This window comes from Bradyrhizobium sp. USDA 4510, from assembly GCF_054059095.1.
Map to the genome: position 1 here is coordinate 2,072,412 of NZ_JBSSBT010000001.1, position 20,663 is coordinate 2,093,074.

The following is a 20,663-nucleotide window of genomic DNA, read 5'->3' on the forward strand; positions in this document are numbered from 1 at the left end:
ATCGAACGTGATCGGAGTAGCCGACCCTGTCTCTCAAAGGGGAAGGCGGAACCGCAGGCCGCGACAACGCGAGCGGTCAGAGGTGCTCCCGGGGTTCGTACCGCCAGCATGCAATCAAAGGAAGCAGCGTGAACAAGGGAGATCCATCCGGTTCAAGCGCAAGCTTGTAAGACCTGCCAAGCCGCTGAGGTGAGAAGGGTCTGACGACCGGGTGGAAGTCAGACTGACCGATAGTACTCCGAGGACGGGAGAGCCGGCCACATGGGGAAGCGGTCAGCGGTAGTTGAATTGTTCTTGGGCGACATGGGCTCCATTCAACGGGAGTTACGGCCTTCTATGCAAAGAGAAGATCAGCTGACCATGGAAACGAAACTTGAACAAATAGCAGTGAAAGCTCGGCGCGAGACAAATCTTCGCTTCACCTCGTTGGCCCATCACATCACGCGCGACCGAGTGCAAAAGAATCTATTACAGATTCCGAAGCGCTCCGCCGCCGGGGTGGACGGACAGACGGTGGAGGCGGCGAAGGAGAGCTTCGAGGACTGGATAGGGCCAATGCTCCAATCCATCCATCGCCAGGGATATCGGGCGCCGAACATTCGGCGGGTCTATATCCCCAAGCCCGGTAAGACGGAGAAGCGCCCCCTCGGGGTTCCAACTGTCGCCGACCGGGCGCTCCAGCGCAGCACGGCTGAGGTGCTGGCCGCTATTTACGAGCAGGACTTCTTACCCTGCTCGTTCGGCGGCAGGCCGAAGCTCAGCGCCCATCATGCCTTGGCGACCCTCAATGAGGTGATCGCCGGCGGCATGATCAGCTGGGTGTTGGAGGCGGATTTGAAGAACTTCTTCGGGAGTCTCGATCATGATCGGGTCCTCCGGTTTGTCGAACATCGAGTCGGTGATCCGCGCCTGATCAGCTTGATCCGGCGCTGGTTGAAAGCGGGCATCCTGGAAGACGGAGCGGTGCACCCGAGCGAACAAGGAACGCCACAAGGCGGATCGATCAGTGTGCTTTTGAGCAACCTCTACCTTCATTACGTTCTCGACCTCTGGTTCGAACGCGTGGTGAAGGGTCGGTTGCGGGGCGAAGCCCGACTGGTGCGCTATATCGACGACTTTGTGATCTGCTTCCAATATCGATCGGACGCCACCCGCGTACAGGAGGCCTTGCGTCTTCGGTTGGGGAAGTTCGGCCTCACTCTAGAGCCGACCAAGACCAAGTTGGTCGAGTTTGGTCGGTTCGCGCAAAGACATGCGGGCAAACGCGGCAGAAACCGCCCGGAAACAATCTACTTTCTGGGGCTGACGCTCTATTGCACGCGAAACCAAAAAGGCAACTTCAAGGTTGGGATGCGCACCGAGAAATCTCGGCTAAAGCGCAGCCTTATGTCTCTGCAGGAGCTGATGCGGCAAATACGGCATTACAAGATCAGTGACCAGGCCGATGAAATCAACCTCGTCCTGCGCGGCCACTATGGCTATTACGGCGTCGCCGGAAATCTCCGGAGCCTCGTAAAAGTCTATCGGGCCGTGGAGCGTTACTGGCGCGGAATGCTGCGCAGCCGCAGCTGGGCAGGCCGACGCCTCACTTGGGACGCCTTCAACCAAATCAAAGAACGGACACCGTTGCTGAAGCCTAAGCTGCGCCTCCCTTATCGGGAGCTGCAAGCGCTTGCAGTGCTGTGAACCAACTGTCGAAGAGCGTCGGTGCGGGAAATCCGCACGCCACGTTCTGTGGGAACCGGGGGCGGGCGACCGCCTCCGGTGACCCGGTGGGAGAAGCCGCGAGGCTTCCCCCTATCCCGATTTCGATGTTGCCTGCTAGCCCTAAGCTGACGGTCTGCATGTCTAGCGCTCATTCCCTGCGATGTCGGTATGCGCCTCTTGGCGATGATGTTAAAGAAAGGGTGTTCGCGAAGCCCGCAAATACTCGCATTCTGCGGCATCGTCGGCGCACTGGTAAGGAGCCGCAGGATCACTTCTGCTCCCGCATGGTCGATGCGGCGCGCACACCTGAGGGCGTCTCGCCGAAGTGCCGGCGGAACGTGCGATTGAAATTAGAAACGTCACCAAAGCCGACTGCATACGCGATGTCGATGATGGCCAAATGCAGATGGTGCGGGTCAGTCAACATCGCGAAGGCACGCTCGAGCCGGCGTCCTGCAAGATGCTCGGTGAAAGACTTTCCGGTCCCCTCCTCGAGCAATTTTTGCACGTATCGCCGCGACATGCCGATCGCCCCAGCGACCTTGTTCAAATCGAAATTGGGATCGCTGTAGCGTCTCGCGACTTCCGCTAGGATCGCCTGCAGCTTTGCTGCCTTCACACCGCGCTCCGTAATGATGTCTGTTGCTTGGTCGGTCGGCCCGAGCGTCGCGGCGATAAGATCGAGGAGATGTACGCCGACGGTGGCGGCTAGCTCTGATGACGGAGGTTCTTTGAAGGATGCGAGCGACCGCAGGTAGCGGTTGAGAAGTCTCAGCGCCGGTCCGGAACGCGCTGGCCGGCCTGATAGGTCTTCCGGGTTGGCCACCAGAGACCTAAGGGCGGCAGCCTGCACGGTTACGAATTTGACGCTCCCCCCACGCGGCCCAAATACTCGCAGCGTCCTTCCCCGATCGACCAAACAAGCGGAGCCGACGTCATAGCCATACTCTTGGCCAGCATTTGCAAATTGGACCGGTCCAGCCTCGACGAGGTTCAGTCCGAATTGCTCACGGCTATCCTTGAGGTGGTGTTTGTGACGAATAAACTCCACCGGCGTCGTGACAAGGCTACAAACGCCAACCGCACCGAGCGACAAGCAGGTGACGTCGATACGTGGGCGGCCACCGCTGTGGTCTATCACGTCCAACGCGAGGTTCAGCCGCGCAAACTCCTCACGGAACGTGGAGAACCGCACGCGCTCCGGCAGCATCTCGGTCGACCATCGCAAAAGGTGAGATGACGTTGGCATCTCGACCTCCCGTTTTGGGGGCAGTCCCTCAAGTAATCATAATGGGCGGCGCTTCGCTACTGTGTGAAATGGCTTACAAAGGGAAGCCGGCTGCGCGACATTCGTCCTGTTGAGGACCGCTTGTGTGAAGGGTTTCGGATGCCGGCCGCATGACTGACGGCGCGGCACATTCGGGCGGTCGGCGTCCGAAAGCCTCCAAGGGAGATGCTATGGTGCGGGCGGCGGCGGTGAGGACGGTGAGGATATGGCATTCATCGGCGCTGATGTGAACCGATGGAGCACCCCATGCAGAAGTTGAACGACCTGAGCCGATCCCTCACACCCCTCAAACCGGACGGTACGCTGATCGCTGTGATCGAGATGAGCCTGTCGAGCTGGCTCGTTGCGGGGATTGTGCCTGGTGTCGAGCGCCAGCCGTCGAAGAAGCTTGAGGTCGACGAGAACGCCTTGCTGAAGCTGCTCAATCGCTGGCGAGAAGAGGCGCGGAAGGCAGGACACCGCATCGAACGCATCGCGGTCGCTTTCGAGGCCGGCCGTGACGGTTTCTGGCTGGCCCGCTGGCTCAGGGTGCGCGACATCGAGGCGCATGTCATTCACGCATCGAGCATAGCGGTATCGCGCGAGCACCGGCGCGCCAAGACCGATCGTCTCGACACCGAACTGCTGAAACGCTCTTTTCTCGGCTGGTTGCGGGGCGAGCGTGATCACTGCAAGATGGTCGCGATCCCGACAATCAAGGACGAAGATGCCAAGCGCCCCACCCGTGAGCGCGAGAGCCTTGTCGGAGAGCAAAGTCGGATCGTCAACCGAATGAAAGCAGCGTTGATACGGCTCGGCATCCGCGGCTTCAATCCCAAGCTGAAGAAAGCCGCCGAACGCCTTGACGGCTTGCGCACCCCCGAAGGAGAGCCGATCCCGCCCAACACCCTGGCTGAGCTGCGTCGCGACATGGCGCGCCGGCGGCTCGTCAGCGATCAGATACGGCAGATCGAGGAGGCTCGCCTGGAGCGTCTCAAGCAAACGCCCAGTGATGGACCACACGCAATGGAGCGCCTGTTGGCGCGGGTAATCGGGGTTGGTGTCGAGACCGGCGACATGCTGGTGCAGGAGGTACTATCGCGAAGCATGCGCGACCGAAGGGCGATAGCGCGTTATGCCGGCCTCACTGGCTCGCCTGACGAAAGCGGCAGAAAACGCCGGGAGAGAGGGCTGACCCGTTCCGGCAATGCCCGAGTGAGACGAGGCATGATCGAATTGGCGTGGCGATTTCTCAGATTCCAGAAGGACAGCGTCTTGGCGCAGTGGTTTCGAACTCGTACCGAGAATGCCCGCGGGACGCGCAAGACCATGATCGTGGCCTTGGCGCGCAAGCTCCTGATCGCTCTGTGGCGACTCGTGCGGGAGGGCGTAGTGCCGGACGGCGTCGTTCTGCGGCCGGCATCATGAACGGAGGAAGGACACCCCAACAGTTTCGGCCTTCCGTCCGCCTGTGACGGTGTCGCCGATGACGGTTCGAGGTGGCGGGGTCCCGACGTGTTTCCTTGGCTTCGATGCCGAAAGGGAGAATGGGTCCGCCGCTTCGGAGCTTCGCTGCCGATGCGCATGACTGCATCATGGTTCGGGGTCCTTGGACCCACCGGATACAAGGTTGTGGCGCGATTGATCGCGCCCGCAAGCGGGCTCCCCTCCGATCGTCATCCCGATCGCACCAAGCGATGCCGTCGTGCTCGAAGCTGTCAAGGTGTGGCCTGGCAACGGCGGAGCCTGTCGTACGATTCGTGCGGCGGCCAACCTTGACAGCTTCTGCGCGCGCCAGCGCAAGCGAAGTGCGGGTCGGGACGAAGAAACGGCCTCAGATCGAACAAAGAAACTGACGAAGGAAAAGATGCGCCGACCTATCGCCTATTTAAACGCCTCCCTTGACAAAGCCCATACAAGGAAACCGCGCATGGTGGGCAGGAAAGTGCGGCGGGCTCTATGGGGATTTGAGCTCTGCAGGCGACCTGGCCGATGGAGTTCGAACCGGTGCAGCGGTCGGCACGACGCTGTCGCTATCATTGAATGGGCGGTGGGCGGCGTCGAACGCGATCAATGATGGACGGATGGGCGACGACCGATGAGCGTTCAGGTGCGCTCCGCCGTGGCCGGTCGATGAGCGGCGGGCATGGCGAGCAGCTTTGCAGAATGACGGTTGCGCGCTCATGACGTATCGATCCTGATGGCGCGGGTTGGCGCGGTCTGTTGATGGCTGGGCGTTGCGCCTCGCTCAAAGACCTCGATGACGATCATGCGACCGCCGCAGCATGGGCACGGCGGCTTGCCGGCGGCGATGGTCTCGGTGGGCTCATTCTCACGATCGCTGACGGCGAGCAGTTCGCGCGCGCGTGCGATATTGTCGGCGCAGGGGCCCCGCGCCAGCAGGCCGTAGTGGCGGATGCGGTGCAAGCCCTTTGGCAACACGTGGATGAGGAAGCGGCGGATGAACTCGAAGGTGGCGAGCGTCATCCGCTTGTGACGATTGCGGCCATCGACCCGATAATCCTTCCATCTGAAGGTGACGCCTTGCTGGTCGAGGGCGATCAGGCGGCTGTTGGCGATGGCGACGCGGTGTATATAGCGCGACAGATAGGCCAGCACGGCCTGTGGCCCGCCGAACGGACGCTTGGCATAAACGACCCATTCCGTCTTGCGCGACGCTGCAAGCAATGCGGCGAATGATTGTGCTCCGGCGAGATGAGCGTCGTTACCGAAGAAGCTGAGGCGCCCGGCCTGGTGGAGGGCAGCAAGGCGACCCAGGAACAGGCGCCGGAACAGTCGTGAGAGCACGCGCACCGGCAGGAAGAAGCCCGGCCGGCAGGGTACCCAGCTCCGACCATCGAGGGAGATACCGCCGCCCGGCACGATCATGTGCACATGGGGGTGGTGGGTCATGGCCGAGCCCCAGGTGTGCAGCACCGACGTGATGCCGATCCTGGCCCCTAAATGCTTCGGGTCGGCGGCGATCGTCAGCATGGTCTCGGCCGAGACCTTGAACAGCAGGTCGTAGATGGCAGCCCTGTTGTGATAGGCGATGTCGGCGATCCGAGCCGGCAGCGTGAACACGACGTGATAATACGGCACCGGCAGCAGCTCGGCTTCGCGATCGGCGAGCCACTGCTTCGCCGCAGCGCCCTGGCACTTCGGGCAGTGCCGATTGCGGCATGAGTTGTAGGCGATCGACGTGTGGGCGCAGTCCTCACAGCGCGCGACATGGCCGCCGAGGGCTGCCGTGCGGCAGCGCTCGATCGCCGACATCACCTTCAACTGGTCGAGGCTGACGTGGCCGGCATGGGCCTTGCGCCACGCCGGACCATGGCTGCGGAGGATATCCGCAACCTCCAGAACCGGGCGGGACACGGGCGCCGTCAGCCGGGTGGCCGAGCCTCCTTCATCTTGATCGCGATGTGTTCCAGCGGACTCATCACTTCGCTGATCGTCTTGGTGGCGACCCGGGTATAGAGCGCCGTGGTGTCGAGCTTGGCGTGACCGAGCAGCACCTGGATCACGCGCACGTCGATGTTCTGCTCCAAGAGATGGGTGGCGAAGCTGTGCCTCAGGGTATGCAGCGACACGCGCTTGTTGATCTCCGCCATCTGCACGGCGGCATGACAGGCACGATTGAGCTGGCGCGTGGTCATCGGCTGCGCCGGATCGCGGCCGGGGAACAGCCAGCCCTGCGGCCGCGCCGCCTTCCACCAGGTCCGCAGCAGATCAAGCAGGTGCGGCGACAGCATGACGTTGCGGTCCTTGCCGCCCTTGCCCTGCTCGACGCGGATAATCATCCGCTTGCTGTCGATGTCGGCGACCTTGAGCGAGACCACCTCGGCGGCGCGCAGGCCGGCGCCGTAGGCCACGCTCAGCGCCGCCTTGTACTTCAGCCCCGGTGCCGCATCGAGCAGCCGCGCCACTTCCTCTGGGCTCAGCACCACCGGCAGCTTGCGCGGCTCGTGAATGACGTGGGTGTGCTCGACGATCTCGTGGCGCTTGAGCGTGACCCTGAAGAAGAACCGCAGCGTCGAGACGGTCTGGTTGATGGTCGGCACGCCAACGCCGCTCGATGCCAGATGCAGCTGGTAGCGCCGCACGTCCTCAAAACTCGCCGTATCAGGTGATCGTCCGAGAAACGCCGCGAAGTTCTTGACCCGTTGCACATAGTCATGTTGGGTCTTCGGCGCGAACTTCCGGATCGTCATGTCTTCGATCATGCGCCGGCGCAGCGGGCTCACTGCCTCGTCGGTCATGGGGATGCTCCTGTTTTGAGTGAAGGTTGCGAACCCCTCATCTCAAGACAGGACGCCTCGTTGCGCTATCCTCTCAGCCGTGCTGCCAGCCGTCGTGCCCTACCGCGCGAGCGGTTTAGTCCTTTGGCCCAAGGCCGACATGCAGCGCGTCGGTTTCGACGTCAGCTTCCGAGACCGAAGCGGACGTGACGAATCTATGAGCACAGGTCCTAATTACGCACGCGACGGCGCATCCGCGAGCGAGCTCAGCGCGATCCCACCGACGATCAGGGCCGCGGCAATCGCCAGCGAGAGATCGATCGGCTCGCCGAGCAAGAGGGCTGCGGTCACGATACCGACGATCGGCGTCGCCGTGGTGCCGAGCGAGGTGGTCAGTGCCGGCAGGCTCTTGTTGACCATGGACATCGCCCAATAGGCCAACGCCGTACCGATGAAGCCGGAATAGAGGAACAGCAGCAGGAGGTGTGGCGACCATTTCACCTCGGGCACGCCTTCGGTGACGAGCGCCGACATCGTCAGCACCAGCGTCGCGACCAGCACCTGCCACAGCAGCAATTGCAGCGGCGTCGCGATCCAGCGGTGCGAGCGGATATAGATGATGTTCGCGGCCCAGCAGATCGCGGCGATGATGATCATGCCGGCGCCGGCGAGGACATGCAGATTGCTCCAGTCCAGCGACGCCGGGTTGAGGATCACGCCGAGCCCGGCGAGTCCCAGCGCGACGCCGACAGGCTTGAGCGTCCCGAGCCGTTCGGTGCGCGCGGCGGCCGCGGCAAGCGCGACCCAGAGCGGCGTGGTGTAGCCGAGCACGACGCCCTTGCTGGCCGGGAGATAGCGCAGGCCGGCGGCGACCAGCGTCGAGAAAAACGTCATGTGCAGCAGCGCCACGCTGAGCACGACCGGGACATCGGCGATCCGCGGAATGATCAAATTGCCGCTGGCGCGCAGGATCACCAGCAGCGCGATCAGGGCGACCCAGCTGCGGATCGATGCGGTCCACAGCGGGGGCACCGCCTCGACCAGCGATTTCGTGACCGACCAGTTGATGCCCCAGGCCAGCACCACGACGATGAACAGGGCGGCGGCCTTGGCGGGGGAGAGTGACTGGTTCACGGCAGGATCCTTGCAGGCAATACCGCTTGTGAATAGGATCATGCTGGCTCTCTCGAAAGAGCCAGATTTGGTAGAATAGTGGAGCCAGATTGATCCTCGCCGAATTGCTCGCGCTGAAGCGATCGGACGATGCCGGGCTGGCCGCGCAGTTGACCCAGCAGCTGCGCGCGCTGATGGCGAGCGGCCGGATCAGGAGCGGCGCCATGCTGCCATCGAGCCGCAGCCTTGCGGCCGAGCTCGACGTGGCGCGCAACACCGTGACGCATGCCTATGAGCAGCTCGTCGCCGAAGGGTATCTGCGGGTCGCGGCGCGGCGGCGGCCGGTTGTGACCGACGATATCGAGGCGCGCTTCGCCAAGGCTCTGCCCGCGCCACGCCGTGATGCCGCCCGCAAGCCGCTGCTGTCGCCTTGGGCGTTGCAGCTCTCCGATACGGATTGGCCGCTGTCCTACCAGGCCGATTTCCGGCCGCTGCGTCCCGGGCTTGCGGATGCACGGGAGTTTCCGCACGAGATCTGGGCGCGCTGCCTGCGTCGCAGCGCATTGCGCCGCCGCTTCAATGACCAGACCGTGGTCAACCGGCCGAGCCTGCGCGAGGCCTTGCGCGATTATCTCGAAGTCAGCCGCGGCGTGCGCGCCGAGGCCGATCAGATCCTGGTGCTGCCGACGGCGCAGGCGGCGCTGACGCTGATCGCCGCGACCACCATCGTCGCCGGCGATGCGGTGTGGACCGAGGATCCCGGCTATCCCGGTGCGGCGGCGGCGTTTCGTGCCGCCGGTGCAAACGTCGTCGGTGTCAGCCTCGATCAATGGGGCATGATGCGGACGCGCGCGACGCGCGCGCCGAAGCTGATCTTCACCACGCCCTCGCATCAGCACCCCACAGGGCGCGTGATGCCGGTCGCGCGCCGCACCGAGCTGTTGGCTTCTGCCGAGCCCGGCAAGACCTGGATCGTCGAGGACGATTACGACGGCGAGTTTCACTATGACAGTCGCCCGATGCCGGCGCTGCAGGGGCTCGATCGCGAGGGACGCGTGCTCTATCTTGGCACCTTCGCCAAGGCGATGACCGCCGATATCCGCATCGGCTATCTGGTGGTGCCGCCATCACTGGCGCGGACGATGGAGATCGCGCAGCGCCATCTCGGGCTGATCGCCTCCGTGCATGTCCAGGAGGCGCTGGCCGGCTTCATGGCCGACGGGTATTTCCTGGCGCATGTCAGGCGGATGCGGCGGATCTATCGCGCGCGCCGCGATCACCTCGCGGCGGCGCTGGCGCGGCAGCTCGGCGAGGTGCTCACCGCCGAGGTGCCGCCGGGCGGCATGCAGCTGATTGCCCGTTTCAAGGATGGCCGTGCGGACCGGGATGCTGTGACGCGCCTGGTGGTCGCCGGCGTCGAGGTGCGCGCACTGTCGAGCCTTGCGCTGGAGCGGCCGCGCGACCACGGCCTGTTGCTCGGCTTCGCCGCCTGGCGCGAGAACGAGATCGGCGCCGCGGTGCGGATCATGGCGAACTGCCTGACCGGCAAGCGCGCGGCGCGCGGGCAAAGGGACGCTCGCACGATTTCGGAATAATGGAAGATATCCCTGAGTTGCCCGACGTGTCAAGTTGCCTTGTCGAGCGCCGGCGGCCGCCGGCACCTTTGCATGGGGTTGTTTTCGATATTTTTTAGCACGCCCCTGCGACGGCCCTCGTGCGGGAGAGGGACGCCGCCCAGATGCTGCTACGGCACGACCCGTCTCGCTGTGTCGCAGGCTTACTCCGCGGCCTTGGTGACGATCCGCACCTCCGACGTCAGCGTCTTGTGCACCGGGCACTTGTCGGCGATCTCCATCAGCCGCTTGCGCTGGTCGGCGTCGAGGTCGCCCTCGATCCTGATGACGCGGTCGATCTGGTCGAGCATGCCTTCGCGCGTCTCGCACTCCTCGCAATCCTTCGCGTAGATCTTGCTGTGCGTCAGCGTTACGGTGACGCGACCGAGCGGCAGCGACCTGCGGTCGGCATACATCCGCATCGTCATCGAGGTGCAGGCGCCTAGCCCGGCCAGCACGAAGTCGTACGGCCCGGGGCCGGAATCCTGACCGCCGACGGCGATCGGCTCGTCGGCCAGCATGCGATGCGGGCCTGCCGTGATGATCTGCTGAAACTTGCCGGCGCGGGTCTCCTGCACCACGACGTTGCGCGGCGCACTGCCGGTATCCGCCGCCGGCTGCGGCGCGATATCGATGTAGCGTTCGGCCCAGGCGCCGATCACGTCGGCGACATAGTCGGCATCCTGTTTGCCGCTCAAGAGATGGTCGGCCTCGGCCAGCGAGACGAAGCTCTTGGGGTGCCTGGCGGCGCTGAAGATGTGCGTGGCGTTGTCGATGCCGACGGTGTCGTCGGTCGGCGAATGCATGATCAGCAGCGCCTTGTGCAGCTGCTTCACCTGCGCCATCAACTTCTGCTCGGCGACGTCGTCGAGGAATTCGCGCTTGATGCGGAACGGGCGGCCCGCGAGCGAGACTTCGCCTTCGCCCTGCGTGCGAATGTCCTCGATCCGGTCTCTGAAGAAATGCGTGACATGGACGGGATCTGACGGCGCGGCGATGGTCGCGACCGCCTTGGCCTCGGGGATTTGACCCGCGGCGGCGAGGATCGCGGCGCCGCCCAGGCTGTGGCCGATCAGGATCGCGGGTGCTGTGCGCATCTCGCGCAGATGGTCGGCGGCGCGGACGAGATCGGCGACGTTCGACGAGAAGGTCGAGTTGGCGAACTCGCCCTCGCTGGAGCCGAGGCCGGTGAAGTCGAAGCGCAGCGTGGCGATGCCCTTGGCCGCGAGCGCGACCGCGATGCGCTTTGCGGCCAGCACGTCCTTGCCGCAGGTGAAGCAGTGCGCGAACAGCGCATAGGCCTTGATCGGCCCGTCGGGCGTGTCAAGCGCGGCGGCCAGCTGATGGCCGCCAACACCGGTGAATTGAAAGCGTTCGTGCGGCACGGGCAGGCTCCATCATTCTGTTGGTGTGTCAGTCGCCAGAATAGCGCTGTTCGGCCCAGGGATCACCGCGATTGTGATAGCCACGGACCTCCCAGAAGCCGGGCGCGTCCTCGGTGAGGAATTCGATGCGCTGCAGCCACTTCGCGCTCTTCCAGAAATAGAGGTGGGGCACCACGAGCCGCACCGGGCCGCCATGCTCCTGCTCCAGCGGCTTGCCCGACCAGCTATGGGCGAGCAGCGCGTCCTCGGCGGCAAAGTCTTCGAGCGGCAGGTTGGTCGTATAGCCGTCATAGGAATGCAGCGCGACGAAGCGCGCGTCCTCGCGCGGCTGGCAGGCGGCGAGCAGGTCGCTTGTGGCGAGCCCCTCCCACTGGTTGTCGTAGCGCGACCAGGTCGTGACGCAGTGAATGTCGGAGACGAATTGCGTTTGCGGCTGCGCCATGAAGTGCTGCCAGGTCCAGTAGATGGTCTGCTCGACCGCGCCGTAGACGTCGAGCCGCCAGCGCTCCTGGGAGATGTTCGGCATCAGCCCGAGATCGAGCACCGGCCAATCCGCCGTCAGATGCTGGCCCGGCGGCAGGCGCTGCTCCTCCGGGCGGGTGACCTTGCCGGTGAGGAATCTGCCTTCGCGTGCCCAGCGCTGCTTGCTGCGCGTCAGCTTGCTCTCGGGCGGTTCGTTATCGTCGGTCATGGCGTCGTGCGATCATTCGTGGCGATGCATCGCGGAGTCGCGCTTGGTATCGCGCATCGTCGAGTAGATCAGCAGCGACAGGAAAATCATGCCGCTGAGATAGTAGTAGAACCAGTCCTCATGCCCGATGCTCTTGAAATAGAGCGCGACCGCCGGCGCGGTGCCGCCGAAGATCGACACCGTGATGGCGTAGGGCAGGCCGACGCCGAGCGCGCGGACGTTGGTTGGAAACAGCTCGGCCTTCACGATCGCGTTGATCGAGGTGTAGCCGGCGACGAAGATCCAGGCGCCGCAGATCAGAAGGAAGGCCATGAACGGCGACTTGGTATCCTTCAGCGCGGTCAGGATCGGGATCGTGCCGAGCGTGCCGGCGATGCCGAAGAAGATCAGCAGCGGCTTGCGGCCGATCTTATCGGAGAGCCCGCCATAGATCGGTTGCAGGATGGTCGCGAAGATCAGCGAGCCGAAGATCACGAAGGTGGTCTGGTCCTCGGTGAGGCCGACCGACAGCTTCACGAAGGTCTGCATGTAGGTGGTGAAGGTATAGAACGCCGCGGTGCCGCCGGCGGTGAGGCCGACCACCAGCAGCAATTCGCGCGGATAGTTCAACAAGCCGACGATCGAGCCGGTCGGTTTGGAAACCTTCTTGGCCTCCTCGAAGGCCTCGGTCTCATGCAGGCTGCGGCGCATCACCGCCGCGACGATCGCGAGCATGGCGCCGATCACGAACGGAATCCGCCAGCCCCAGGCCTTCAGCTCGTCGGGCGTCAGGAACACCTTTTGCAGCAACAGCAGCACGATGATCGCGGTGAGCTGGCCGCCGATCAGCGTGACGTACTGGAAACTGGAATAAAAGCCGCGGTGCTTGGGATCGGCGACCTCGCTGAGATAGGTGGCGCTGGCGCCATATTCGCCGCCGAGGCTCAGGCCCTCGATCACGCGGGCCAGCGCCAGGATCGCCGGGGCCGCGATGCCGATCGAGGCATAGGTCGGCGTCACCGCGATGATCAGCGAGCCGAAGCACATGCAGACCACCGAGAGCGTCAACGACAGCCGCCGGCCATAGCGGTCGGCGATGAAGCCGAACAGCCAGCCGCCGAGCGGACGCATGAGGAAGGTCGCGGCAAACAGCACGGCGGCATTGAGCTGCTGCACCACCGGGTCGCTGTGCGGGAAGAACGCCGGCGCGAAATACAGCGCAAACGCCGTGTAGGCGTAGAAATCGTACCACTCGACGAGATTGCCGACCGAGCCGATGAAGATCGCCTTCACCCGCCGCTCGACGTCGTGGATGTCGAGATGATCGCTCGCGGGCTGAGCGGTTTGTTCGGTCATTGCATTGCTCCCGGACTCGTCGGTTCGATTCCGGGGCAAGCTACCTCATTGGGTGACGCGATGTAACCGCTGTCGGGTTCCTCAGGCGTTGTTGCCGAACAGAACGGGCAGTTGACGCGGGCCGCGGACCGTGCCTTCCGACCAGGTGACCTTGCCGGCCGGATCGAGCCGGAAATCAGGGATTCGCTTCAGCCATTCCTCGATCGCGACCTGCATCTCCATCCGCGCAAGGTTGGAACCGACGCAGCGGTGGATGCCGAGGCCGAAGGCGGCGTGGCGGTTCTCCTTGCGGTCGATCACCACCTTGTCGGCATCGGGGAACATGGCGGGATCGCGATTGGCGGCGGGGAAGGACAGCAGCACCATGTTGCCTGCCTTCACAGGGCAGCCGGAGATCGTGGTCTCCTTCATCACCTCGCGCGCCATCGTCACCGGCGAATACGCGCGCAGGAATTCCTCGATCGCGGTCGGGATCAGCGCCGGCTCCGCAATCAGGCGCTCGCGATCGGCCGGCGTCTTGGCGAGGTGCCAGAGCGAGGAGCCGATCGCGCACCAGGTGGTGTCGATGCCGGCGATCAAGAGCAGCCGCAGCGAGCCGAGCACATGCTCGTCGGTGAGCGGCTGGCCGCCGGGGCCCTTGGCCCGCAGCAGCTGCGAGATCAGATCGTCGCCCGGCTCGAGCTTGCGCTGCTCGAGATGGGCCACGAAGTAGCCGGTCATCTCGCGCACGCCGTTCATCAGCTCGTCTTCGTTCTTGATGCCGAGCTCGAGGATCTGGTGGATCCATTTGATGAACAGGTCGCCGTCCTTCTCGGGAATTCCCAGCATATGGGCGATGGCGCGCACCGGGATGTGCTTGGTGTAGCGCGCGGCGGCGTCGCAATGGCCATCGGCGATGAATTCGTCGATCAGCTCGTTGCAGATCGCGCGCACCCGCGGCTCCAGCCGCTTCATCGCGTCCGGCGTGAACGGCGGCAGCAGCACCTGCTTGGCGGGCTTGTGCTCCGGCGGATCGGAGGTGATCGGCGGCGCGCGAGCGGTGATCTCGGGGCGGATGTCGCGCACGATGACGCGGCGCGAGGAGAAGTGCTCGGTGTCGTAGGCGATCTCCTTCACCGCCTGATAGGTGGTCGGCATGTAGCAGCCGAGGAAGCGCTCGGTATGCACGACGGGCGAAGCCGCGCGCAGCGTCTCCCAGATCGGGAACGGGTCGTCGGTCCAGACCGGATCGGTATGGTCGAAATCATGGACCCAGTCGGAGACCGGGGGATGTTCGGGCAAATAGCTTGCGGACGGGGAATCGGACATCAGCTCGTTTCCTTCTCGTTCGATCAAACGCTGGTTGGCTCAACGGGCGGCGCACGGCCGTCCCCGGCTGGCCGTCATTCCTCGGTGACTTCGATCGCGATTTCCGGGCAATTGGTCTGCGCGAGCCAGGCCTTGTCCTCGAGCCCGGCCGGGACCGTCCCGTCGCCGACCTCATGGGCGTTGCCGTATTCGTCGAGCTCGAACAGTTCGGGGGCGAGTGATTTGCAGCGGGCGTGACCCTGGCACTTGTCCTGGTCGACGCGGATTCTGAGCTTGGACATGCAAGCACCTCCCTCGGCTCTGGCGCATTGTGGGTTGCGCCGGGTTCCTCATTCCGGTTTATGCAAGCCTTGTTTAGGCAAGTTCTTGTTTAGGCAAGCTCTTGGCTTGCTTGGGCGGCCGGCCCTCTTAACCGGATCGCCAAGTTATAGTATATTACATTATCGTCGCGCTTGCGCGTCAAGCGAAAATTCAGCGATCATTGCCGCAATGGGACAAATCGTTCGTAAGCCGTTCAAAACCTACCACCATGGCGACCTCCGCGAAGCCCTGATCCAGGCCGCGTTACGCGAGGTCGAGCTCGGTGGTCCCGAGGCGATCAGCATCAAGGCGCTGGCCAAGCAGCTCGGCGTCTCGCAGCCGGCGCCGTACCGGCATTTCGCCGACCGCGAGGCGCTGCTGGAGGCGGTGACCGCGGAAGCATTCCGGCAGTTCAACGTGATCATGCGCGAGGCGATCGAGCAGTCGAGCAAGGGCTCGAAGCTGTCGCGCTTTGCCCAGGCCGCGCTCGCCTTCGGGCTCGAGCGCCACGGCATCTACCGGCTGATGTTCGCGTCGCGCACCATGGCCTGCGCGCCCAAGGGCAGCGAGTTGCACACCGCGGCGATGGAAACGCTGGCACTGCTGATCGAGTCGTTCGAGGCGCCGGCGGTCGGGCTGCTGCGCGAGCGGCAGGCGCTGAAGATCTGGGCCGGGCTGCACGGCATCGTGATGCTCGCCGAGCAGGGCCTGCTGACCGGCGAGTCCGCGCAGATCAGCCGCGAGGAGTTGCTGGACGAAATCGTCGAGCAGACCAAGGCGGCACTCACTGTGGCGCTGCAGGCGATGGAGGATAAGGCGTAGGGCAGATCGTCTGCAGCCTATCCCTTCGTGCCATAGAGATAGATAGCCCTGTCATTGCGAGGAGCTCGCGACAAAATTGCAGAGCAATTTTGCGCTGAAGCGACGAAGCAATCCATCGTTCTGCGCGCTCGGTGACAGATTGCTTCGCTTCGCTCGCAATGACGAAATGGAGGGTATCGCCCGCCTCTCCACCATAAGGGTCAGGATCGCGGCGGCCGCGGATCGATCGGGGTGGTGCCGCGCACGCCCAGAATGTCCTCCAGCACTTTCGCGCCGGCCAGAAGCTGCGCCTCGGCGCGCGGCTTTGCGACCATCTGCAGGCCGACCGGCAGGCCCGAGGCGGTGAAGCCGCAGGGCAGCGACAGCGCCGGGCAGCAGGCCAGCGTGATCGCGTAGACGATGCCGAGCCATTCGACGTAGTTGTCGAACTTCTTGCCGTCGCACTCGGCGACATAGCGGTTCTCGACCGGGAACGGCGCCACGATGGTCGCGGGCGCCAGCAGCAGGTCGTACTTGTCGAAGAATTCGAGCGTACGCGCCGTCATCGCGACGCGCTGCGCCTCGGCGCGTTCGAGCTTCTCGACCGTGAGCTTCAACCCTTCCTCGATATTCCAGATCACCTCGGGCTTCAGCAGATCGCGTTTGGTGCGCAGCAGTTCGGCCTTGCTGATTGCGAAATCGAACGCGCGCAGCACGTGGAAGCATTCATGGGCTTCGCTGAAATCGGGATGCGCCTCCTCGACGATCGCACCGGCTGCCGCGAACCGCTCCGCCGCCTTGCGGGTCACCGCCTTGACCTCGGGATCGACCGGCGTGATGCCGAGATCGGGCGAATAGGCGATGCGCTTCGGCCTGCTGCCTGACCGCGCCGCCGACAGGAACGACGTCGGGAGTGCGGGCAGCGACAGCGGATCGGCGGCATGCTCGCCGCTCATCGCGTCGAGCAGCAGCGCGAGGTCCTCGACATTGCGTGCCATCGGTCCCTGCTGGCCGAGCGTGCGGTCGACGCCGAATTTCGGCGTCTGCGCGACGCGGCCGATCGACGGCCGGAGGCCGACGATGCCGCAGAAGCTCGCCGGGTTGCGCAGGCTGCCGCCCATGTCGGAGCCGTGCGCCAGCCACGCGGTGCCGCTCGCAAGTGCCGCCGCGGCGCCGCCGGAGGAGCCGGCGGCCGAGCGCGATGTGTCCCAGGGATTGCGGGTCGGGCCGAACACCTCGTTGAAGGTGTTGGCGCCGGCGCCGAATTCCGGCGTGTTCGACTTGGCGTAGATCACGCCGCCATTCTCTTCGAGACGCTCGACCAGGATGTCCGACTTCGCCGGGACGTTGTCCTTGAAGATCGGCGAGCCCAGCGTGGTCAGCACGCCGGAGACGGCGGTGAGGTCCTTGATCGGAACCGGAAGGCCCGCGAGCAGGCCGCGCTCGCTGACCGGTTTCTGCATCAGGGCCTTGGCGTGGGTGCGGGCGCGGTCGAAGCACAGCGTCGGCAGTGCGTTGACCTTGCCGTCCACCTCGGCGATGCGCGTCTCCAGCACGTCGAGCAGATCGAGCGGCGTAACGTCACCGGCCTTCAGCTTCTCGACGACGGCACACGCCGTTTCCTTCACCAAGCCCTGATCAGCCATGCGCCGTTGCTCCTATGCCTTCTGTTTGCTTGTGCTGTAGAACATTTCCTGCCGTCGTGGCAATGCGACGAGAACCGAAGGGACAGGGATGGCAGCGTTGTTTTCCGCGCTGGACTGGCGCGCGATGAGCCAGCAGGAGCGTGACCTCGGCTTGAACAACGGCGTTGCCGTCAAGGGCAGCGCCGAGATCGCCGCCGGCTGGGAGCAACGCTCGGCGGCACTGCGGCAAAAGCACGCCGGCCGTCTCGACCTCAGATACGGCTCGCGCGAGCGCAACCGGATCGACTTCCTGAAAGTTCGCGACGGCGCGCCGACGCTGCTGTTCATCCACGGCGGCTATTGGCAGACCCGTGCCAAGGAAGTGTTCACGACCTTCGCCGAGGGGCCGATGGTCCACGGCATCAATGTCGCGCTGATCGGCTATACGCTGGCGCCGGATGCGACGCTCGACGACATCGTCGCCGAGATCCATGCCGGCATCGACTTTCTGGCCGGGCAGTTGCCCGCGCTCGGGGCCGCTGCCGAGGGCATCGTGGTGTCGGGCTGGTCGGCCGGCGGACATCTGACATCGATGGCGCTGTCGAACGGCCATGTCCGGGCCGGCATGGCGATCTCGGGCATCTACGACCTCGAGCCGATCAGGCATTCCTACCTCAACGAAAAGCTGAGGCTCGACGAAGCGGCGTCGCGGCGCAACTCGCCGATGATGGCGGAGGGCGGCACGGCAAAGCCGCTGTCGCTGGTAGTCGGCAGCGCCGAATTGCCGCTGCTGCGCAAGCAGACCGCCGATTTCGCCGGCCATCGCGCCCGCTACGGCTTGCCGGTGACCTATGAGGAGATCGCCGGCGCCGATCATTTCTCTATCATGAACCAGATGCTGGCGCCGCAGGGCCGCATCACGACGCTGATCCGGCAGCTGTTCGAGCGGACGGCGTCGTCCTGAGGTGCGAGCCTCTTCGGCGAGCCTCGAAGGATGGCGCAGCCCGTGGCCCATCCTTCGAGACGCCGCGCTACGCGCGGCTCCTCAGGATGACGGCGGTACAAGCGAAGGGGCGATTTCTAACCCCATCCCGACGTCAGCCCGCCATCCACCGTGTAGATCACGCCCGACGTATAGCCCGCGCGGTCGGAGGCGAGGAACGCCATCAGGTCGCCGATCTCGCGTGCATGTGCGGGCCGGCCGAGCGGCAGGCCCTTCTGGAATTCCTTGTAGCGGTTCTCGTCGCCGAACTGGTTCTTGGCGCGGGTCTTGAGCAGCGTGACGTGGCGGTCGGTCCCGACCGGGCCGGGATTGATGCCGACGACGCGGATATTGTCGGCGAGGCTCTTGCCGCCGAGCGCGCGGGTGAACGCCATCAGCGCGGCATTGCCGGCGCTGCCGCAGATGTAATTGGCGTCGAACTTCTCGCCGGCCGCGCCGATGTCATTGACGATCACGCCTCCGCCGCGCGCCTTCATCTGGGCGTAGATCGCGCGCGTCAGATTGACGTAACCGAACACCTTGAGCTCCCACGCATGCCGCCAGGTCGCCTCGTCGATCTTGTCGATCGAGCCGCCGGGGATATCGCCAGCATTGTTGACAAGGATATCGATGCCGGCGGCCTCCCCGGCGAGGCGCGCGAGATCCTCGGACTTGCGCAGATCCACCACGCTGGTCGCGGCAGATATCTGGTGCGCGGAGCGCAGCCGCTCGGCGAGCGCCTTGAGCTGGTCGCCGTTGCGGGCGGCGAGCAGGAGGTTGGCGCCTTCCTCGGCAAAGGCTTCGGCGGCGGCCGCGCCAATGCCCTTGGAGGCGCCGGTGATCAGGACACGCTTGCCGCGCAGATGCAGATCCATGGGATGTCTCGCTTGGTATGAGGAGTGGGTGTCGGCGAATTTGGTGGGGCAGGGTCGCGCCGCCTTCAACACTGCACTGCAGCGTTGCGCTCGCGCAAAGTTTGGTCCATTGCAGGACCATCAGAATAGGCGGCATTGCCGGCCGGGCAAATCACAAGGGTGTTCTCGATGAGCAGCGCAAAGAAGCAGTATCGGATTGCGGTCATTCCCGGCGACGGCATCGGCAAGGAAGTGATGCCGGAGGGCCTGCGCGTCATCGAGGCGGCGGCCAAGAAGCACGGCGTCGACGTGAAGTTCGACCATTTCGACTTCGCTTCCTACGACTATTACGAGAAGCACGGCGAGATGATGCCGGCCGACTGGAAGAACCAGATCGGCAAGCATGATGCGATCTATTTCGGCGCGGTCGGCTGGCCGGCGAAAATACCCGACCATATCTCGTTGTGGGGATCGCTCATAAAATTCCGCCGCGAGTTCGACCAGTACGTCAATTTGCGCCCGGTGCGGCTGATGCCCGGCGTGCCGTCGCCGCTGGCGAACCGCAAGCCCGGCGACATCGATTTCTGGGTGGTGCGCGAGAACACCGAGGGCGAATACTCGTCCGTCGGCGGCCGCATGTTCCCGGACACCGACCGCGAATTCGTCACCCAGCAAACCGTGATGACCCGCACCGGCGTCGACCGCATCCTGAAATTTGCGTTCGATCTGGCGCAGTCGCGGCCGAAGAAGCATCTGACCTCGGCGACCAAGTCGAACGGCATCTCCATCACCATGCCCTATTGGGACGAGCGCGTGGAGGCGATGGCCAAGAAATATCCCGGCGTGAAGTGGGACAAATACCACATCGACATCCTGACCGCGAACTTCGTGCTGCATCCGGACTGGTTCGACGTCGTGGTCGGCTCCAACCTGTTCGGGGACATCCTCTCCGATCTCGGCCCGGCCTGCACCGGCACGATCGGCATCGCGCCGTCGGGCAACATCAATCCGGAAGGCGACTTCCCCTCGGTGTTCGAGCCGGTCCATGGCTCGGCGCCTGACATCGCCGGGCAGGGCATTGCCAACCCGATCGGCATGATCTGGTCGGGCGCGATGATGCTGGAGCATCTCGGCGAGAAGCAGGCGGCGGCTGCGATCGTCGGCGCGATCGAGCGCACGCTCGGCGAACGCACGCTGCGCACGCGCGATCTCGGCGGCAATGCCGACACCACGGCATGCGGCAAGGCCGTCGCGGAGATGGTGGATTAGGCTGCGCCGTCAAGCACGGGGTCGTCCTGGCGAAAGCCAGGACCCATTACCCCGAGTGCTTGTTGTGTTGCTGGGTCTGACCACCGCCCTGCGCGATGACGCAGGCCGGTGGTAATGGGTCTTGGATCGCGCTCGCTACGCTCGCTTGTCCAGGACGACGTCGTTATTGATT

17 protein-coding genes are annotated in these 20,663 nt (G+C 64.4%); 6 read left to right on the top strand and 11 right to left on the bottom strand.

Annotated elements, in window-relative coordinates:
* Window positions 1-303: 303 nt before the first annotated feature.
* Complete coding sequence (gene ltrA, locus ACVMDN_RS09175; protein ID WP_456835857.1) at window positions 304-1,686, top strand: group II intron reverse transcriptase/maturase; 1,383 nt, start codon at window positions 304-306, stop codon at window positions 1,684-1,686.
* Window positions 1,687-1,975: 289 nt separating this feature from the next.
* On the opposite strand, the gene ACVMDN_RS09180 is transcribed toward ltrA, so the two are convergent.
* Window positions 1,976-2,956, bottom strand: coding sequence for an AraC family transcriptional regulator (locus ACVMDN_RS09180; protein ID WP_456835304.1), 981 nt, complete (start codon window positions 2,954-2,956; stop codon window positions 1,976-1,978).
* 285 nt (window positions 2,957-3,241) lie between these two features.
* On the opposite strand from ACVMDN_RS09180, the gene ACVMDN_RS09185 reads away from it, so the two are divergent.
* Window positions 3,242-4,402, top strand: a complete 1,161-nt coding sequence (locus ACVMDN_RS09185) for an IS110 family RNA-guided transposase (RefSeq protein WP_083715145.1) — start codon at window positions 3,242-3,244, stop codon at window positions 4,400-4,402.
* Between the two features lie 753 nt (window positions 4,403-5,155).
* Here the strand turns inward: ACVMDN_RS09185 and ACVMDN_RS09190 are convergent.
* From ACVMDN_RS09190 to ACVMDN_RS09200, 3 genes are all read right to left on the bottom strand, one after another.
* Window positions 5,156-6,352, bottom strand: a complete 1,197-nt coding sequence (locus tag ACVMDN_RS09190; protein WP_456835303.1) for an IS91 family transposase — start codon at window positions 6,350-6,352, stop codon at window positions 5,156-5,158.
* Between the two features lie 8 nt (window positions 6,353-6,360).
* A complete protein-coding gene (locus tag ACVMDN_RS09195; protein ID WP_253587431.1) occupies window positions 6,361-7,236 on the bottom strand; it encodes a tyrosine-type recombinase/integrase in 876 nt (291 codons plus the stop codon).
* A 213-nt stretch (window positions 7,237-7,449) separates the two neighbouring features.
* Window positions 7,450-8,391, bottom strand: coding sequence for a DMT family transporter (locus tag ACVMDN_RS09200; RefSeq protein ID WP_057017634.1), 942 nt, complete (start codon window positions 8,389-8,391; stop codon window positions 7,450-7,452).
* A gap of 47 nt (window positions 8,392-8,438) precedes the next feature.
* On the opposite strand from ACVMDN_RS09200, the gene pdxR reads away from it, so the two are divergent.
* A complete protein-coding gene (gene pdxR / locus ACVMDN_RS09205; protein ID WP_082653809.1) occupies window positions 8,439-9,923 on the top strand; it encodes a MocR-like pyridoxine biosynthesis transcription factor PdxR in 1,485 nt (494 codons plus the stop codon).
* A 182-nt stretch (window positions 9,924-10,105) separates the two neighbouring features.
* On the opposite strand, the gene ACVMDN_RS09210 is transcribed toward pdxR, so the two are convergent.
* The 5 genes from ACVMDN_RS09210 to ACVMDN_RS09230 form a co-directional block, all read right to left on the bottom strand.
* Window positions 10,106-11,326 carry a bifunctional alpha/beta hydrolase/OsmC family protein gene (locus ACVMDN_RS09210; protein ID WP_456835300.1) on the bottom strand — a complete coding sequence of 407 codons (1,221 nt, stop codon included), beginning with the start codon at window positions 11,324-11,326 and terminating at the stop codon, window positions 10,106-10,108.
* A gap of 28 nt (window positions 11,327-11,354) precedes the next feature.
* The gene (locus ACVMDN_RS09215; protein WP_456835299.1) at window positions 11,355-12,017 is read right to left on the bottom strand and encodes a sulfite oxidase-like oxidoreductase; all 663 of its coding nucleotides are present in this window, start codon (window positions 12,015-12,017) and stop codon (window positions 11,355-11,357) included.
* 12 nt (window positions 12,018-12,029) lie between these two features.
* On the bottom strand, window positions 12,030-13,352 hold the full coding sequence (locus tag ACVMDN_RS09220; RefSeq protein WP_076827170.1) for an MFS transporter: 1,323 nt from the start codon (window positions 13,350-13,352) through the stop codon (window positions 12,030-12,032).
* 81 nt (window positions 13,353-13,433) lie between these two features.
* Window positions 13,434-14,660 (bottom strand): cytochrome P450, encoded by a 1,227-nt coding sequence (locus ACVMDN_RS09225; RefSeq protein ID WP_456835298.1) that lies wholly within the window; start codon window positions 14,658-14,660, stop codon window positions 13,434-13,436.
* 74 nt (window positions 14,661-14,734) lie between these two features.
* Window positions 14,735-14,941 carry a ferredoxin gene (locus tag ACVMDN_RS09230; protein ID WP_016842874.1) on the bottom strand — a complete coding sequence of 69 codons (207 nt, stop codon included), beginning with the start codon at window positions 14,939-14,941 and terminating at the stop codon, window positions 14,735-14,737.
* A gap of 208 nt (window positions 14,942-15,149) precedes the next feature.
* On the opposite strand from ACVMDN_RS09230, the gene ACVMDN_RS09235 reads away from it, so the two are divergent.
* Window positions 15,150-15,782: a TetR/AcrR family transcriptional regulator gene (locus ACVMDN_RS09235; RefSeq protein ID WP_057017639.1), complete on the top strand. Its 633-nt coding sequence runs from the start codon at window positions 15,150-15,152 to the stop codon at window positions 15,780-15,782.
* A gap of 200 nt (window positions 15,783-15,982) precedes the next feature.
* Here the strand turns inward: ACVMDN_RS09235 and ACVMDN_RS09240 are convergent, their stop codons facing one another.
* Complete coding sequence (locus tag ACVMDN_RS09240; protein WP_141340862.1) at window positions 15,983-17,407, bottom strand: amidase; 1,425 nt, start codon at window positions 17,405-17,407, stop codon at window positions 15,983-15,985.
* 88 nt (window positions 17,408-17,495) lie between these two features.
* Here ACVMDN_RS09240 and ACVMDN_RS09245 point away from each other — a divergent pair, with 88 nt between their 5' ends.
* A complete protein-coding gene (locus tag ACVMDN_RS09245) occupies window positions 17,496-18,350 on the top strand; it encodes an alpha/beta hydrolase (RefSeq protein WP_229190443.1) in 855 nt (284 codons plus the stop codon).
* A 116-nt stretch (window positions 18,351-18,466) separates the two neighbouring features.
* Here the strand turns inward: ACVMDN_RS09245 and ACVMDN_RS09250 are convergent, their stop codons facing one another.
* Window positions 18,467-19,243 (bottom strand): SDR family oxidoreductase, encoded by a 777-nt coding sequence (locus tag ACVMDN_RS09250; RefSeq protein ID WP_456835297.1) that lies wholly within the window; start codon window positions 19,241-19,243, stop codon window positions 18,467-18,469.
* Between the two features lie 168 nt (window positions 19,244-19,411).
* On the opposite strand from ACVMDN_RS09250, the gene ACVMDN_RS09255 reads away from it, so the two are divergent.
* A complete protein-coding gene (locus ACVMDN_RS09255; RefSeq protein WP_057017663.1) occupies window positions 19,412-20,491 on the top strand; it encodes a tartrate dehydrogenase in 1,080 nt (359 codons plus the stop codon).
* Window positions 20,492-20,663 lie beyond the last annotated feature (172 nt).